The sequence below is a fragment of the Caulobacter sp. 73W genome (assembly GCF_041021955.1).
Classification (GTDB): domain Bacteria; phylum Pseudomonadota; class Alphaproteobacteria; order Caulobacterales; family Caulobacteraceae; genus Caulobacter.
In genome coordinates this window covers 2079009-2094455 of sequence record NZ_CP158375.1, presented here as the reverse complement: position 1 = coordinate 2094455, position 15447 = coordinate 2079009, and the positions used below count along the sequence as shown (strand labels likewise).

Here is a 15447-nt window from a genome sequence, read left to right as displayed (position 1 = left end):
ATGGCCGACGATTTCGACGACGCCGTTCGCGGTGATTTGAGCGACTTCGAACAGTTCGACTACGACGACGGCCGCTGGTCGCGTCCGGTGTTCAAGAAGGGCGCTGGCCCCGCCGTCATCGTCATCCACGAAATCCCGGGCCTGCACCCCCTGGTCATCGAGTTCGCCAACGATCTGGTCGCGGCGGGCATGACCGTCTTCTGTCCCAGTCTGATGGGCGAGCCGGGGCGGCCGGTGACGCCATGGTACGCGCGCGGCGTGATCCTCAAGACCCTGTGCGTGCGGCGCGAGTTCACGGTCTGGGCGACCGACCGCTCCAGCCCCATCGTCGACTGGCTGCGCGCCCTGGCCCGCAAGGCGCACGCCGAATGCGGCGGGCCGGGCGTGGGGGCGGTGGGCATGTGCTTCACCGGCGGTTTCGCCCTGGCCATGATGACCGAGCCGTCGGTGATCGCCCCGGTCCTGTCGCAACCCTCGCTTCCGCTCGGCACGAAAGGCGCCTCGTCGCTGGGCTGCTCGAAGGACGAGATCGCCTGCGCCCGTCAGCGGTTCGAGGCCGAGGACCTGTCCCTGCTGGGCCTGCGTTTTCACGGCGATCCCTTCGTGCCCGCCGCGCGCTTCGACGCTTATCGCCAGGCCTTCGGCGCCCGGTTCGAGGCGATCGAGCTGGACCCCGCCTCGGCGCGGCGGGGCACGGGCCGCGTTCCGCATTCGGTGCTGTCGACGCACCTGGACCGCTCCGACCCCGACGGCCCCACCATGCGGGCCCGCGACCGGGTCGTTGGGTTCTTCCGTGAAAGGCTCGAGGTCGGGCTTGGGGTGGACACGGCGGGCCCTGGAGCCTAGAAGCGCGCCCTTCCTATTCTCCCCGCGACCGGCGTTCGACCCGCCGGCCGGGCCAGCAGGCCGAAAGCCAATGAAACGCCACCAGAACAAGGGCGCCCTGACGGGCCCCAGCCAACGCCAGCTGCGCGCCGGCGAACTGATCCGCCACGCCCTCGTCGAGATCCTCCGCGAGGAGGAGCTGCAGGACGAGGCCCTGACCGGCGTCTCGGTCACGGTGACCGAAGTGCGCATGAGCCCGGACCTGAAGCACGCCATCTGCTTCGTGGAGCCGCTGGGCGCCGGCATGGCCGGGGCGGCCTCGGCCAATGACGTGGTCAAGGGCCTGAACCGGGTCTCCAAGTTCCTGCGCGGGCGCCTGGGCCGTCACATCGAAATGAAGTTCACCCCGGACCTGAAGTTCATCCATGACGAGAGCTTCAACACGGCCGGCGAGATGGACCGCCTGTTCGCCGACCCTCGCGTCCAGCAGGACATCCGCCGCCTGAGCGATGTTCTCGGCGACGAGGACGAAGGTTCTGAGGATCGGGACTGATGGCCCGCCGCAAGAAGGGCGAGGCCGTCTCCGGCTGGGTCAATCTCGACAAGCCGTACGACCTGGGATCGACCCACGCCGTCAGCCGGGTGCGCCGGGCGTTCAACGCCCAGAAGGCTGGTCACGCGGGCACCCTGGACCCCCTGGCCACCGGCATCCTGCCCCTGGCCCTGGGCGAGGCGACCAAGACCGTCCCGTTCCTGATGGACGCCGACAAGACCTATCGCTTCGTCATCGAATGGGGCCGCACGACCGCCACCTTCGACCGCGAGGGCGAGACCACGGCCCAGTCGGACGTGCGCCCCACGGTCGAGCAGGTGCAGGCCGCCCTGCCGGCCTTCATCGGCGAGATCGACCAGGTGCCCCCCGCCTATTCGGCGATCAAGGTCGATGGCGAGCGCGCCTATGACCTGGCGCGCGAGGGCGTGGAGTTCGAGCTGAAGACCCGCAAGGTCAACATCTACGCCCTGTCCTTCGTGGCCGCGCCGGACGCCGATCACGTCGAGCTGGAGATGGATTGCGGCAAGGGCACCTATGTCCGCGCCGTGGTTCGCGACCTGGCCGAAGCCCTCGGCACCTGCGGCCATGTCAGCCAGCTTCGCCGAACACGGGTTGGCGCGTTCACCGAGGAGACGGCGATATCGCTGGAAACTCTTGAGAATTTCGACTATGACGCGCGACTGTCGGAGGCATTGCTTCCGGTCGAGACCGCGCTGGACGACATCCCGGCGTTGGCCGTGACCGATGAAGACGCCTTCCGGCTTGCCCAGGGACGGCCGATCGTTCTCGTTCCCCGACAGGTAGAAACGCTGAAAGCCCAGCTTGCGCAGGGCGATCGCACCGTTTCCGCCATGAACGGAGAGAAGATCGTCGCCCTGTGCGAGATGCGCGCCGGACGGCTCAATCCGGTGCGGGTCTTCCAACTCACCTGAGCGGAGACAACCCGATGTCGATCACTGCCGAGCGCAAGACCGCGCTTATCTCTGAACATGGCCGTACCCAAGGTGATACGGGCAGCGCTGAAGTCCAGGTCGCGATCCTCTCCGAGCGCATCGCCAACCTGACCGAGCACTTCAAGACGCACAAGAAGGACAACCACTCGCGCCGCGGCCTGCTCAAGCTGGTCTCGCAGCGCCGGTCGCTCCTCGACCACCTGAAGAAGTCTGACGAAGGTCGTTATTCGACCCTCATCGAAAAGCTGGGCCTGCGCCGCTAAGCGCATCCCTCCGCCGCCCATTCCCGGCACCGGGGATGGGCGGTCCAGTTTTCGCCATCGGCCTTGGACAGGCTTAGGACGATGGCGCCCGGGACGTTCCCGGTTTGATTATCGAGGGTTCAAAAGCAATCCTCGCAGCCTGTCGATCGGATGAGGATTCCGCCACGCCCGCCGGGCCTGCCGCCCCTGTCCGCCCCCCGAGGAAATGGGTCTTCGGGAACCGAAAGAAGCAAAAATGTTCGATATCAAACGCAAGACCATCGAGTGGGGCGGCAAGACGCTCGTCCTCGAAACCGGCCGCATCGCCCGTCAGGCTGACGGCGCCGTGCTGGCGACCATGGGCGAAACCGTCGTCCTCGCCACCGCCGTCTTCGCCAAGACGCAGAAGCCGGGCCAGGACTTCTTCCCCCTGACGGTCAACTATCAGGAAAAGACCTTCGCCGCCGGCAAGATCCCGGGCGGCTTCTTCAAGCGTGAAGGCCGTCCGTCGGAAAAGGAGACCCTGGTCTCCCGCCTGATCGACCGTCCGATCCGCCCGCTGTTCGTCAAGGGCTTCAAGAACGAAGTCCAGGTGGTCGTCACCGTCCTGCAGCATGACCTCGAGAACGATCCCGACATCCTGGCCATGGTCGCGGCTTCCGCCGCCCTGACCCTGTCGGGCGCTCCGTTCATGGGCCCGATCGGCGCCGCGCGCGTCGGCTACATCAACGGCGAATACGTGCTGAACCCGACGCTCGACGAGCTGAAGGAAAGCGTCATGGACCTGGTCGTCGCCGGCACCAACGACGCCGTGATGATGGTCGAGTTGGAAATCAAGGAACTGACCGAAGAAGTCGTCCTCGGCGGCGTCAACTTCGCTCACGCCCAGATGCAGCCGGTGATCGACGCGATCATCGAGCTGGCCGAACACGCCGCCAAGGAGCCTTTCGACTTCACGCCGGAAGACACCGACGCGATCAAGGCCGAGATGAAGGGCCTCGTGGGCGCGGACATCGCCGCCGCCTACAAGATCCAGAAGAAGCAAGACCGCTATGAAGCCGTCGGCGCCGCCAAGAAGAAGGCGATCGCGGCCATGGGCCTGTCGGACACCAATCCGGCCGGCATGGACGTGAACAAGCTGGCCGGCGTGTTCAAGGAACTGGAAGCCGACGTCGTTCGTCGCGGCATCCTGGACACCGGCCTGCGCATCGACGGCCGCACCGTCGACAAGGTCCGTCCGATCCTGGGCGAAGTGGGCATCCTGCCCCGCACCCACGGCTCGGCCCTGTTCACCCGCGGCGAAACCCAGGCGATCGTGGTCGCCACCCTGGGCACTGGCGACGACGAGCAGTTCATCGACGCCCTGGAAGGCACCTACAAGGAATCCTTCCTGCTGCACTACAACTTCCCGCCCTACTCGGTGGGTGAGACCGGCCGCATGGGCTCGCCCGGCCGCCGCGAAATCGGCCACGGCAAGCTGGCCTGGCGCGCCATCCGTCCGATGCTGCCGGCCAAGGAAGACTTCCCGTACACGATCCGTCTGGTGTCGGAGATCACCGAGTCCAACGGTTCGTCCTCGATGGCCACGGTCTGCGGTTCGTCCCTGGCCATGATGGACGCCGGCGTGCCGCTGGTCCGTCCGGTCTCGGGCATCGCCATGGGCCTGATCCTGGAAAACGACGGCTTCGCCGTTCTGTCCGACATCCTGGGTGACGAAGATCACCTGGGCGACATGGACTTCAAGGTCGCCGGCACCTCGGAAGGCATCACCAGCCTTCAGATGGACATCAAGATCGCCGGCATCACGCCCGCCATCATGGAACAGGCCCTGAAGCAGGCGAAGGCCGGCCGGGACCACATCCTGGGCGAGATGAACAAGGCCATGGACGCTCCTCGCGACAGCGTCGGCGACTTCGCTCCGAAGATCGAAACCATCTCGATCCCGACCGACAAGATCCGTGAAGTGATCGGTTCGGGCGGCAAGGTGATCCGCGAGATCGTCGAGAAGACCGGCGCCAAGGTCGACATCAGCGACGACGGCACCGTGAAGGTCTCGGCCTCGGAAGCGGCCAAGATCGAAGCCGCCGTGAAGTGGATCAAGTCGATCACGCAGGAAGCGGAAGTCGGCGCGATCTACGACGGCAAGGTCGTGAAGGTCGTGGACTTCGGCGCCTTCGTGAACTTCTTCGGCGCCAAGGACGGCCTCGTCCACGTCAGCCAGATCAGCAACGAGCGGGTCTCCAAGCCCAGCGACGTGCTGACCGAAGGCCAGATGGTCAAGGTGAAGCTCCTGGGCTTCGACGATCGCGGCAAGACCAAGCTGTCGATGAAGGTCGTCGACCAGGAGACCGGCGAAGACCTGTCCAAGAAGGAAGAGCCGAAGGAAGACGCGGAAGCCTAAACTTCCGCTTCAACCGAAGCTGAAAATGCAGCGGGCGGCCCAGCGATGGGCCGCCCGTTTTGCGTTCCGGTCCAGGCTGATCCGAAAAGGGCCGGATCAGCAGGCGTGGATCAGTAGGGAATGACGGGGGGCGGGGCCTTGGCCGCGTCGTTCGCCGCATCGGCCGGAGCCGGCGCCGCCGTGGGCGCGGGGGCGGTGGGGATAGGCACGGGAGCGGGCGTGGTCTCGGCGGTCTCGACGACCTCCTCCTCCTTCGGCTCCTCCTTAGGCGCCTCGGCGACCTTCTTGGTCTCGATCAGCGGCGCGCCCAGGGGCACGGCGTCCTTGGCGGGCGCGGCGACCAGGCTGTCGGGCGCGGCGGCGGCCACGGTGGGCGGTCCCTGGCGCTGGAACGCGCCTTGGACGCCGACGGCGAAACCGCAGACGGCGCAAGCGCCGAGGGCGGCGAGGACGAGGGGCAGCTTGTTCTCGGGCGGGCTCCACATGGCGCTGAGCCTAATCCGCTCCGCAGCCGTGGAAAAGCGGATGTTGCTGCCGGCACACACATGGTCTTTTGAGAATGATTATCATTGCGTCATACCGCCGTTGCAAAGTAAGAACGCCTCGCAATCGCAGCGCCTGAGGGGGTTCTGCGGCAACCGGGGATACAAAATGCGTAATATCAACTCGACGGGCATCCGCGCCCGGGCCAAGCGCGTCATGGGCGTCGCTGTCCTGGCCGGCGCCGCAGGCCTGTCTTCCGCCGCCTTCGCAGCCGACGCGGACGTCGCGGCTGACAACACGACCGAAGTCTCGGGGGTCGATGTGCAGGCGGTGGTCGGCCAGAAGCCGGAATCGCCCAAGTTCACCGGCTCGCTGGTGGATACGCCGCGCTCGGTCACCGTGATCCCGCAACAGATCATCGACCAGACCGCCGCCACCTCGCTGCAGGACCTGCTGCGCACCTCGCCGGGGATCACCTTCGGCGCCGGTGAAGGCGGCCAGCCCCTGGCCGACCGTCCGTTCATCCGCGGCCAGAGCAGCGGCAACAACATCTTCGTCGACAACCTGCGCGACACCGGCGGCCAGATCCGCGAAGTCTTCGCCCTGGAGCAGGTCGAGGTCATAAAGGGTCCGGACGGCGCCTATAACGGCCGCGGTTCGGGCGGCGGCAGCATCAACCTGTCGACCAAGAAGCCCAAGCTCGGCGCCTTCGTCACCGGTTCGGCCCGTGGGGGCACCGACGACTATCTGCGCGGCGCCATCGACGCCAACTACCAGATCGGCGCCACCTCGGCCGTCCGCCTGAACCTGATGGGTACGCAGGGCGACGTTCCGGGCCGCGGCGACGCGGTGGACTTCGAGCGCTTCGGCGTCCTGGCCGCCATCAGCTACGGCCTGGGCACGGACACTCGCGTCACGGCCAGCTACTATCATCTGGAAAGCGACGACATGCCGGACTACGGCGTGCCGCTGATGACCAAGGCCGCCGGTTTCCCGCGCACCAAGAGCGGCGTGCTGCCGGTCGGCATGGGGACCTTCTACGGTCTCAAGGCGCGTGACTTCATGAAGACGCAGGCCGACATCGGCACGCTCTTCGTCGAGCATGACCTGACCGACAAGATCTCGATCCGCAACGTCTTCCGCTATTCGCAGACCGTGAACGACTACATCGTCACCAACCCCGGCGACGGCGGCGCGGCCCAGTTCGTGGCCGGCGAATGGTGGATGAAGCGCGGCACCAAGTCCCGCTGGAATGAGGCGACCACGGTCGCCAACATCACCGAAGTCTATGGCGAGTTCGCCACCGGCGTCCTGACCCACAACTTCGCCGCCGGGGTGGAGCTGAGCAAGGAGGTCAACGACAACGCCTCCTACCTGATCTACACGACCGCCGGCGCGGCCTGCCCGACGGGCTTCATCAACAACGTCACCACGGCGGGCATCGGCGACTGCACGCGTCTGTTCGCGCCGAATCCGAACGATCCGTGGCAGGGCGTGGTCAACCTGGGTCCGGTCTCCAAGGCCCGGACTCAGTCAGGCGGCCTCTACGCCTTCGACACGATCAGCTTTGGCGAAAAGTGGAAGCTGAACCTCGGCGCCCGCTACGACCAGTACAACACCAACGGCGTCAACGCCGCCTCGACCAGCGCCAACGGCGTGGTCACCGGCGTGACCTACACCACGCCGCGCAAGGGCGACTGGGACTTCTTCAACTATCAGGTCGGCCTGATCTACAAGCCGACGGCCAACATCAGCGTCTACGTCTCCTACGGCACGGCCTCGACCCCGCCGACCATCGCGGGCGGCGACCAGAACACCACGTCGGGCGTCGGCACGGGCAACCTGGCCACCGAGATGCTGGAGCCGGAAGAGAGCGAAAGCATCGAGGCCGGCGTGAAGTGGGCGCTGTTCCACGACCAGCTGCAGCTGTCGGCGGCCGCCTTCAAAACCAAGCGTGAAAACGCCCAGATCCAGGTCGCCGCGGGCGTCTACGCGCAGGTCGGTGAAGCCGAGGTCCAGGGTGTCGAGCTGGGCGTCTCGGGCAATGTCACCGACAAGTGGCAGGTGTTCGGCGGCTACACCTACATGGACAGCGAGCTGGTCCGCGGCGCCTACAACAATGTCAATGTCGGCGATCCGCTGGCCAACACGCCCAAGCACAGCTTCAGCCTGTTCTCGACCTACAAGGTCCTGGACGCGCTGTCGGTGGGCGGCGGCGCCTACTACGTGTCGAAGAGCTTCGGCGGCAACCAGGGCGGCGCCGGCGGCGGCGCCAACACCATCTACGCCCCGTCGTACTGGCGCTTCGACGCCTTCGCGGCCTACGCGATCAACGAGAACATCGACGTGCAGCTCAACGTCCAGAACCTGGGCGACGAGAAGTACATCGCGCGGACCAACGGCGTGCACCACGCCGACTACGGGCCCGGCCGCCAGGCCATCGTGACCCTGAACGTCCGCTACTAGTCTACGGGCCGGCGCGGAGCTCCCTCCCACGCCGGCTCGCCGCGCCCCGTCCAATGGCCCTTGGACGGGGCGCACATTCGTTTAAGGCTCCGGTTCCAGGAGAGCCCCGCCATGATGCTTCACATCCCCGAGGTCCTGAGCAAGGCGCAGGTCGCGCGCCTGCGCGAGGTGATCGACGCTGCGGACTGGATCGACGGCAACGCCACGTCGGGCAGCCAGTCGCGGATGGCCAAGGCCAACCTGCAATTGCCGGAAGGCTCCCAGGCCGCGCGGGACGCCGGCGCCGCCATCCTCGACGCGCTGGAGAAGAACCCGCTGTTCGTGGCCGCCGGCCTGCCGCTGAAGGTGTTTCCGCCGCTGTTCAACCACTACGGCCCCGGCCAGACCTTCGGCGACCACGTGGACAATTCGATCCGCGTGGCCCCCGACGGCATGCGCATCCGCAGCGATTTGTCGGCGACCCTCTTCCTCACCGAGCCCGAGGACTATGACGGCGGCCAGCTGCTGGTGGACGACACCTATGGGGTCCACGAGGTCAAGCTGCCGGCCGGCGACCTGATCCTCTATCCCGCCTCCAGCCTGCACCGGGTCGAGCCGGTGACGCGTGGGGCGCGGATTTCGTCCTTCTTCTGGATCCAGAGCCTGGTGCGCCAGGACGCCCAGCGGGCCCTGCTGTTCGACATGGACGTGGCCATCCAGCGCCTGGCCGGCCAGGTGGGCGCCAATGATCCCTCCCTGGTCGCCCTGACCGGGACCTATCATAACCTTCTGCGGATGTGGTCCGAGGTCTAGGCCAGCAGCGCCTTGGCGGCCGTGGGCTTCAGGCGAAGCTCCGGCGTCTCGCTGAACACCAGATCGGATGCGCCGAAATACTCGGCCTGGTTCGTCGCGCACCAGTCGGTGGTGACGATGCGGACCCCCTCGCCTGAGCCGGAGGCGGCCTGGGCGGCGTAGAGGAAGTCGCCGCTGCGCTGGTCGAACGGGATGGGGCGATCCTGGTTGGCCCGCCGCATGAAGCCCGCCAGCCGCTCACGGGAAACCTCGGCGACCATCAGCTTGCCCTCGAACCGCACCACCGCGTCGAACGCGTAGCGCGACACCGGCCCCGCCGGCAGGCCGGTCCCCAGAGTGGTGTGGCCGATGAAGCCGGCGTCGGCCCCGACCGCCCTGGCCATGGCGCTCGCCACGGCGCGCCCGGTCTCGCCCAGGGTCAGCGCCTTGGGCGAGCGGCCGAGGATGGTTTTTTCCTGCTCGGTCAGGGTCGTGGCCAGGGTCTGGGTGATCAGGGCGGCGATGCGGGGCGACGGCGCGGCGTCCAGAGCAACGGACCGAGAGGCGGCGTCGCTACCTACGCCCGGGCGAATGGTGACAGCCGTGTAGGCATTGCTCCAGGATCCAGTGTGCGTATACACACCGTTCGGGAGCGGGTGGTTGAACAGCAGGTGGTTGTGCCCGCCGATCACCACCGCGCCCTTGGGCAGCAGGGGCAGGATCTCTCGATCCGCCGCGACGCCGGCATGGCTCATCACCATCGCCAGATCCGCCCCGGACAGGGCCTCTGCGAGATGGGCGCGGGCCCAGGCGCCGGGGGCGGGAATGTTCAGGGCCGCGCGGCTGGCGGCCGGATAGGTGTTCAGCGAATTGGTGGCGATGCCGACGACCCGAAGGGTGCGGCGGCCGAAGGGGATGTCGGCGCTGGCCGGGGCGTAGGGCGCGTTCGTCCGCGCGTCGATGATGTTGCTGACCACAGTGATCCCCAAACCGCGCAGGCGGGCGACCACCTCGGCCAAGTCCAGGGTGATGTCGTTGTCGTGGTTGCCCAGATTGACCACGGTGGGGGCGATCTTCGGCAGCTCGCCCAGGAACGCCCAGTCGATGGCGCCGCCGGACCGCAAGGCGACGACGTTGCCGTGCTCGAAGATGTCGCCGTCGATGGCGATCACATGCGGAATCTTGTGGCGGGCGACCTCCGCCTCCAGGGCGGCGAGTAGCTGGCCCGTCCGCTCATAGGCCGAATGCAGGTCCGACATGGCCAGCACCCGCCCGGCGATCGGCGAAGCAAGGGCGGCGGTCAGGAACGGAGCGGCGGCCGTGGCCGTCAATCCGCCCAGCAGGCGGCGGCGATCAGTGCGAAGGAAGCGGTCGGACACGAACTTTCTTTCCATCCGGGCGGGTTGCGGGCAATGACCTGCGTCAACCCGGGGGCGTCAAGCGATGCATTTTCGCCCCACTGTGGCCGTGTCGTAAAAAATTCACGGCCAAATCGAAGTTATCTTGTGGACGCTCCGGGGGCGCAGGCCTAGGCCACCCGCGTTTTTGTGTCTCGGGGATAAATACCAAAATGACTCGCCGCCTCAGCGCGCTCGCCTTTACGGCCAGCAGCCTCGCACTTCTCCTCTCCACGCCCGCCCTGGCCCAATCGGCCGACGTGGCGACCGTCGACGACATCGTCGTCACCGCCCAGCGCCGCAGCGAAAACATCCGTGACGTGCCGTTCGCCGTCACGGCGCTGAACCAACAAACGGTGTCCGCCGTCGCCGCCGGCGGCGCCGACATCCTGTCGCTGACGGCCCGCGTGCCCAGCCTGCAGGTGGAAAGCTCGAACGGCCGCTATGCGCCGCGCTTCTACATCCGCGGCCTCGGCAACGTGGACTTCGACTTCAACGCCTCGCAGCCGGTCTCGGTGGTGCTCGACGACGTCGTGCTCGAGAACGTCTTCCTGAAGGGCTTCCCGCTGTTCGACGTCCAGCAGCTGGAAGTGCTGCGTGGTCCGCAAGGCACCCTGTTCGGCCGCAACACCCCGGCCGGCGTGGTCAAGATAGACACCGTCAAGCCGACCGACGAATTCGGCGGCTTCGGCTCGCTGACCTACGGCAACCTCGGCTCGATCCGCGGTGAAGCCGGCGTCACCATCCCGCTGCACGACACCCTGCAGGTCCGCATCGCCGGTCTGTGGAACTCGCGCGATGACTGGGTCGACAACGCCTACAATCCCGGCTTCGCCGATCCGGACGGCGATGATCTGGGCAACTTCGACGACAAGGCCGCCCGCGTTCACGTGGCCTGGACGCCGACCGACCGCATGTCCGCCCTGCTGACCCTGCAGGGCCGCGACTATGAAGGCACCGGCACGATGAACCGCGCCAACGTGCTGACCAAGGGCTCCAACGAACTGAACGCCAACTTCGACCGTGACCGCGTCTATTACGACGGCGGCCGCAACAACTATCAGAAGCAAAAGACCACCTCGCAGTCGCTGCAGGTGGCCTATGACTTCGGCGGCGCGACCCTGACCACCGTGCTGGGCGCCTATCAGGGCTCCTCGGCCGGCAACGGCGACATCGACGGCGGCGTGGCCTCGGCCCCGGCCGGCGCGCCCTACAAGACGCCGTTCAACTCCGAGACCGGCACGCTGGACAGCAAGCTGCAGCAGTACACCTACGAGACGCGCCTTTCGTCGAACGGCGACGGCCGCTTCGGCTGGCAGGTCGGCGCCTTCTACTGGACCGAGCGCTTCAACCTGATCTCGGCGACCTTCAATGGCGTCGGCGGTCTGAACCCGACCATCATCACCGACATCGTCCAGAAGTCGGATTCCTGGTCGCTGTTCGGTCAGGCCAACTACCAGGTCACCGACGCCTTCAAGCTGACGGGCGGCCTGCGCTACACCGACGACAGCCGTGACTTCGACGGCCGCCGAACGCTTGGCCCGTCGCTCGCCCTGGTGAAGTCGGTCGCCGACGAGCAGGTCAGCTGGGATATCAGCGCCCTGTACGAAGTGAACCCGGACCTGAACCTCTTCGCCCGCGTGGCCAAGGGTTACCGCGGCCCATCGATCCAGGGCCGCATCGCCACGGCGAACGTCGTCACCACGGCGGATTCCGAGACGGTGATGTCTTATGAAACCGGCCTGAAGGCCCGTCTGTGGGACGGCCGCGCGCGCTTCAACGCCACGGCCTACTACTACGAGGTCTCCGACCCGCAGTTCACCGCAATCGGCGGCGAGGGCAACTTCAACCAGCTGATCAACGCCGACAAGGGCGAGGGCTACGGCATCGAACTGGACGGCGACGTCTATCTCGGCGCCGGCTTCAGCGTGGCCGGCGGCTTCGCCTGGAACCACACCGAGATCAAGGACACCGACCTGCTGGTGGCCTTCTGCGGCGCCAACTGCACCGTCACCGACCCGATCGTGAACGTCGGCACGACCCGTCGCGCCAACATCAACGGCAACCCGTTCCCGCAGGCCCCGAAGTACACGGCCAACATCACGCTGAACTACGTCCACGCCCTGGGCAACGGTTCGGAGCTGTTCGCCTCGACCGATTGGGTCATGCAAAAGGACTTCAACCTGTTCCTCTACGAGTTGGTTGAGTTCATGCAGGACACGGCCTTCGAAGGCGGCGTCCGCGCCGGCTGGCGTGATGCGGCTCGCGGCATCGAGGCGGCGGTCTACGCCCGCAACATCACCGATGAGGAAAACGTCATCGGCGCCATCGACTTCAACAACCTGACGGCCTTCGTCAACGAACCCCGGACCTACGGCGTCCAGGTGACGAAGCGCTTCTAAGCCGCTGATCGTCCGGGCGGGGCTCATGGCTCCGCCCGGATGACTTCTCAGCGGTCAGCCCGCTGCTTCCCGCGCTTTCGCGGCCTTGCGCATCTCTTCGGCCTGCTCCGCCGTCATGCCCATCGCCGCCAGCAGGGGCGAGGGCGCGTTCTTGTCCCAGCTCTGACGCCCGCCGATGGTGATGCCGCCGTCGACCACCAGGTGCGTGCCCGTGACGAAGATGCTGTCGTCGCTTGCCAGGAACAGCACCGCCTTGGCGATGTCCTCCGGCAGGCCCGCCTTGGGGATCGGCTGGATCCTGGGTCCGATCTCCACCACCCGCGCCGCCATCTGGTCGGCCACGTCGCGCGGCAGGCCCACCGACGCCCCGAAGATCGAGGTGGCGATCAGGCCGGGGCAGATGGCGTTGACCCGGATCTTCTGCGGCGACAGCTCCGCCGCCGCCGTGCGGCTCAGATGGATCACCGCCGACTTCATGGTCGAGTAGCAGATGGGGCCAAAGCCCGCCTGCAGCCCGGCGATGGAGGCGGTGTTGATGATCGACCCGCCGCCCCGCTCCAGCATCAGGGGCACGGCGTAGTGCATGCCGATGGCCGGCCCGCGCAGCAGCACCGCGTAGGTGTCGTCCCAGGCGGGGATGTCCATCTCCTGCACGCCGGTGGGGCAGCCGCCGTGGCCGGCGTTGTTGAACAGGATGTCCAGGCCGCCGAACTCGGTCTTGGACAGGGCGATCGCCGCGGCGACCTCCTTCTCCTTGGTCACGTCGCAATGGATGTAGCGGACCGCCTCGGGGAACCGACTTTCCAGCATGGCGCCCTTTTGGTCCTGCAGGTCGGCGGCGATGACCTTCGCCCCTTCGGCCACGAACAGTTCGACCGTGCCCAGGCCGATGCCCGAGCAGCCGCCGGTGATGACGGCGACCTTGCCGTCCAGACGTCCCGCCATGGTTTCCTCCCTTTGGCGATGGGTGCGGGCGGGCCGTCTGACGCGGCCTCGCCTATCAATGCTTAGCCGGTGACGACGACCACCTTGCCCATGGCCTTGCGGCTGGCGAGGTGGGCGATGGCCTCGCCCGCGCGGGCGAGGGGGAAAGTCTCCGACACGTGCGGCTTGATCTTCCCGTCGGCGTAGAGAGCCATCAGCTCCTTGACGTTCTGGGCGTGGCCCTTGGGATCGCGGGCCACCGCCGCGCCCCAGAACACCCCGACGATGTCGCAGGACTTCAGCAGGGTCAGGTTCAGCGGCACCTTGGGGATGCCGGCCGGGAAGCCGATGACCAAGAAGCGGCCGTTCCAGCCGCTGGCGCGGATCACCGCCTCGGCATAGTCGCCGCCCACTGCGTCATAGGCCACGTCCCAGCCGTTGGGGCCGCAGGCGTCCTTGAACAGCTGGGCGAGGGCCTTCTGACCGTCCTTGTCGAAGGGGCCGGTCGGATAGACCACGCCGCTGTCGGCGCCGCGCGATATGGCCAGATCCACCTTCTCCTGGCTGGAGGCGGCGGCGATCACCTTGGCGCCCATGGCCTTGCCCAGCTCCACCGCCGCCAGGCCGACGCCGCCGGCGGCGCCCAGGACCAGCAGGGTCTCGCCGGGCTTGATGTGGCCCCGGTCCTTCAACCCGTAATAGGAGGTGCCGTAGGTCATCAGGAAGGCAGCCGCCTCGTCGAAGGGCATGGCGTCGGGGATCGGCACGACCCGCGCCGCGTCCACCGCCAGCTTCTCGGCCATGCCGCCCCAGCCGGTGCTGGCCAGGACCCGGTCGCCGACCTTCAGGTGCGACACGCCGTCGCCCACCGCGCTGACCACGCCCGACACCTCGCCGCCGGGGGCGAAGGGCCGCTGCGGCTTGAACTGGTACATGTCCTGGATAATCAGGACGTCCGGATAGTTGACGCCGCAAGCCTTCACATCCAGCACCACCTGGCCCGCGCCCGGGGTCGGATCAGGCATTTCCTCCAGCTTTAGCGTCTCCGGTCCGCCCACCGATTGGCTCAGCACCGCCTTCATGATCGCGTCTCCGACTTCTTTTTGTTCGAAAGGGACGCTATCGCACCGGACCCAAGGGAAGGAAGGCCAATGTCGAACAAATGTTTGAGTCTGGCGCTGCACGGCGGCGCGGGCGCCAAGCCGGGGCGAAGCTACGATCGCGAGATCGCGCACATGAAGGGTCTGGTCGAGGAAGCCCGCGACGCTCTGCGCGCCGGGGACACGGCCCTGGACGTGGCCACGAGGACGGTGGTCGCGCTGGAGGCCTCGGGCCTCTACGTCGCCGGCCGCGGCGCCTCTCCCAATCTGGCGGGTGAATACGAACTCGACGCCTGCATCATGGACGGGCTGAGCGGCAAGGCCGGCTCGGTGGCGGCGCTGCAGGGCTTCAAGAGCCCGATCACCGCCGCCCGCGCGGTGATGGAGCGCACGCCCCACGTCATGCTGGCCGGGTCCGGCGCCGGGCTGTTCGCCGCAGAGCAGGGCCTCGAGGCCATCGACGATCCCAAGGCGTGGTTCACCCATGCCGGCCAGTTCGAGGCCAACCACGCCCCCGGCGCCCTGGCCCACGGCACGGTGGGCTGCGTGGTGCGCGACGGGGAGGGCCGCCTGGCCGCCGCCACCTCCACCGCCGGGGTGTTCAACAAGATGCCCGGTCGGGTGGGCGACAGCCCGATCCCCGCCGCCGGGGCCTGGGCCGACGGCAATGTGGCCGTCTCCTGCACCGGTCAGGGGGAGTATTTCATCCGCCTGGCCGCGGCCGCGCAGATCGGCTTTCGTATGCGTTTTTCGGGCCAGAGCCTGGAAGAGGCGTCCAAGGCGGTGATCGGCGAACTGGCGGCCCTGGGCGGCGACGGCGGCCTGATCGCCGTGGGCGCCGACGGCTCGGTGGCCACGCCGTTCCACTCGCAGGGCCTGAAGCGCGCCACCTTGACCGCTGACGGAACGATCAGCGCGGCGGCGTTCTGA

Annotated in this window: 13 protein-coding genes; 9 read left to right on the top strand and 4 right to left on the bottom strand. The window is 67.3% G+C overall.

Annotation, left to right across the window (positions count from 1 at the left end; translation table 11 throughout):
• The 5 genes from ABOZ73_RS09750 (at position 1) to pnp (ending at position 4974) form a co-directional block, all read left to right on the top strand.
• A complete protein-coding gene (locus ABOZ73_RS09750) occupies positions 1–846 on the top strand; it encodes a dienelactone hydrolase family protein (protein ID WP_369057967.1) in 846 nt (281 codons plus the stop codon).
• Positions 847–916: 70 nt separating this feature from the next.
• On the top strand, positions 917–1378 hold the full coding sequence (gene rbfA / locus ABOZ73_RS09745) for a 30S ribosome-binding factor RbfA (protein WP_369057966.1): 462 nt from the start codon (positions 917–919) through the stop codon (positions 1376–1378).
• On the top strand, positions 1378–2310 hold the full coding sequence (truB, locus tag ABOZ73_RS09740) for a tRNA pseudouridine(55) synthase TruB (protein WP_369057965.1): 933 nt from the start codon (positions 1378–1380) through the stop codon (positions 2308–2310). Before rbfA ends, truB begins: the two co-directional genes overlap by 1 nt.
• Positions 2311–2324: 14 nt before the next feature.
• The gene (gene rpsO, locus ABOZ73_RS09735; protein ID WP_369057964.1) at positions 2325–2594 is read left to right on the top strand and encodes a 30S ribosomal protein S15; all 270 of its coding nucleotides are present in this window, start codon (positions 2325–2327) and stop codon (positions 2592–2594) included.
• A 235-nt stretch (positions 2595–2829) separates the two neighbouring features.
• Positions 2830–4974, top strand: coding sequence for a polyribonucleotide nucleotidyltransferase (pnp, locus tag ABOZ73_RS09730; protein ID WP_369057963.1), 2145 nt, complete (start codon positions 2830–2832; stop codon positions 4972–4974).
• A 110-nt stretch (positions 4975–5084) separates the two neighbouring features.
• On the opposite strand, the gene ABOZ73_RS09725 is transcribed toward pnp, so the two are convergent.
• Entirely contained in the window at positions 5085–5459 is a 375-nt protein-coding gene (locus tag ABOZ73_RS09725; protein WP_369057962.1) for a hypothetical protein, read from the bottom strand.
• Positions 5460–5625: 166 nt separating this feature from the next.
• Here ABOZ73_RS09725 and ABOZ73_RS09720 point away from each other — a divergent pair, with 166 nt between their 5' ends.
• A complete protein-coding gene (locus tag ABOZ73_RS09720) occupies positions 5626–7923 on the top strand; it encodes a TonB-dependent receptor (RefSeq protein WP_369057961.1) in 2298 nt (765 codons plus the stop codon).
• A 111-nt stretch (positions 7924–8034) separates the two neighbouring features.
• Positions 8035–8715 (top strand): Fe2+-dependent dioxygenase, encoded by a 681-nt coding sequence (locus tag ABOZ73_RS09715; RefSeq protein WP_369057960.1) that lies wholly within the window; start codon positions 8035–8037, stop codon positions 8713–8715.
• Here the strand turns inward: ABOZ73_RS09715 and ABOZ73_RS09710 are convergent.
• Positions 8712–10073, bottom strand: a complete 1362-nt coding sequence (locus ABOZ73_RS09710) for a metallophosphoesterase (RefSeq protein ID WP_369057959.1) — start codon at positions 10071–10073, stop codon at positions 8712–8714. The two genes, ABOZ73_RS09715 and ABOZ73_RS09710, sit on opposite strands and share 4 nt — an antisense overlap.
• A gap of 191 nt (positions 10074–10264) precedes the next feature.
• Here ABOZ73_RS09710 and ABOZ73_RS09705 point away from each other — a divergent pair, with 191 nt between their 5' ends.
• Complete coding sequence (locus ABOZ73_RS09705) at positions 10265–12493, top strand: TonB-dependent receptor (protein WP_369057958.1); 2229 nt, start codon at positions 10265–10267, stop codon at positions 12491–12493.
• A 54-nt stretch (positions 12494–12547) separates the two neighbouring features.
• On the opposite strand, the gene ABOZ73_RS09700 is transcribed toward ABOZ73_RS09705, so the two are convergent.
• Positions 12548–13438, bottom strand: coding sequence for an SDR family NAD(P)-dependent oxidoreductase (locus tag ABOZ73_RS09700; protein ID WP_369057957.1), 891 nt, complete (start codon positions 13436–13438; stop codon positions 12548–12550).
• A gap of 62 nt (positions 13439–13500) precedes the next feature.
• The gene (locus tag ABOZ73_RS09695) at positions 13501–14499 is read right to left on the bottom strand and encodes an NADPH:quinone oxidoreductase family protein (protein WP_369057956.1); all 999 of its coding nucleotides are present in this window, start codon (positions 14497–14499) and stop codon (positions 13501–13503) included.
• A 69-nt stretch (positions 14500–14568) separates the two neighbouring features.
• Between ABOZ73_RS09695 and ABOZ73_RS09690 the strand changes: the two genes are divergently transcribed.
• A complete protein-coding gene (locus ABOZ73_RS09690) occupies positions 14569–15447 on the top strand; it encodes an isoaspartyl peptidase/L-asparaginase family protein (protein ID WP_369057955.1) in 879 nt (292 codons plus the stop codon).

Bases quoted from the DNA above. Each gene is read 5' to 3' on its own strand.
- ABOZ73_RS09750 (WP_369057967.1), top strand. From the start codon at position 1: ATGGCCGACGATTTCGACGACGCCGTTCGCGGTGATTTGAGCGACTTC.
- rbfA (WP_369057966.1), top strand. From the start codon at position 917: ATGAAACGCCACCAGAACAAGGGCGCCCTGACGGGCCCCAGCCAACGC.
- truB (WP_369057965.1), top strand. From the start codon at position 1,378: ATGGCCCGCCGCAAGAAGGGCGAGGCCGTCTCCGGCTGGGTCAATCTC.
- rpsO (WP_369057964.1), top strand. From the start codon at position 2,325: ATGTCGATCACTGCCGAGCGCAAGACCGCGCTTATCTCTGAACATGGC.
- pnp (WP_369057963.1), top strand. From the start codon at position 2,830: ATGTTCGATATCAAACGCAAGACCATCGAGTGGGGCGGCAAGACGCTC.
- ABOZ73_RS09725 (WP_369057962.1), bottom strand. From the start codon at position 5,459: ATGTGGAGCCCGCCCGAGAACAAGCTGCCCCTCGTCCTCGCCGCCCTC.
- ABOZ73_RS09720 (WP_369057961.1), top strand. From the start codon at position 5,626: ATGCGTAATATCAACTCGACGGGCATCCGCGCCCGGGCCAAGCGCGTC.
- ABOZ73_RS09715 (WP_369057960.1), top strand. From the start codon at position 8,035: ATGATGCTTCACATCCCCGAGGTCCTGAGCAAGGCGCAGGTCGCGCGC.
- ABOZ73_RS09705 (WP_369057958.1), top strand. From the start codon at position 10,265: ATGACTCGCCGCCTCAGCGCGCTCGCCTTTACGGCCAGCAGCCTCGCA.
- ABOZ73_RS09700 (WP_369057957.1), bottom strand. From the start codon at position 13,438: ATGGCGGGACGTCTGGACGGCAAGGTCGCCGTCATCACCGGCGGCTGC.
- ABOZ73_RS09695 (WP_369057956.1), bottom strand. From the start codon at position 14,499: ATGAAGGCGGTGCTGAGCCAATCGGTGGGCGGACCGGAGACGCTAAAG.
- ABOZ73_RS09690 (WP_369057955.1), top strand. From the start codon at position 14,569: ATGTCGAACAAATGTTTGAGTCTGGCGCTGCACGGCGGCGCGGGCGCC.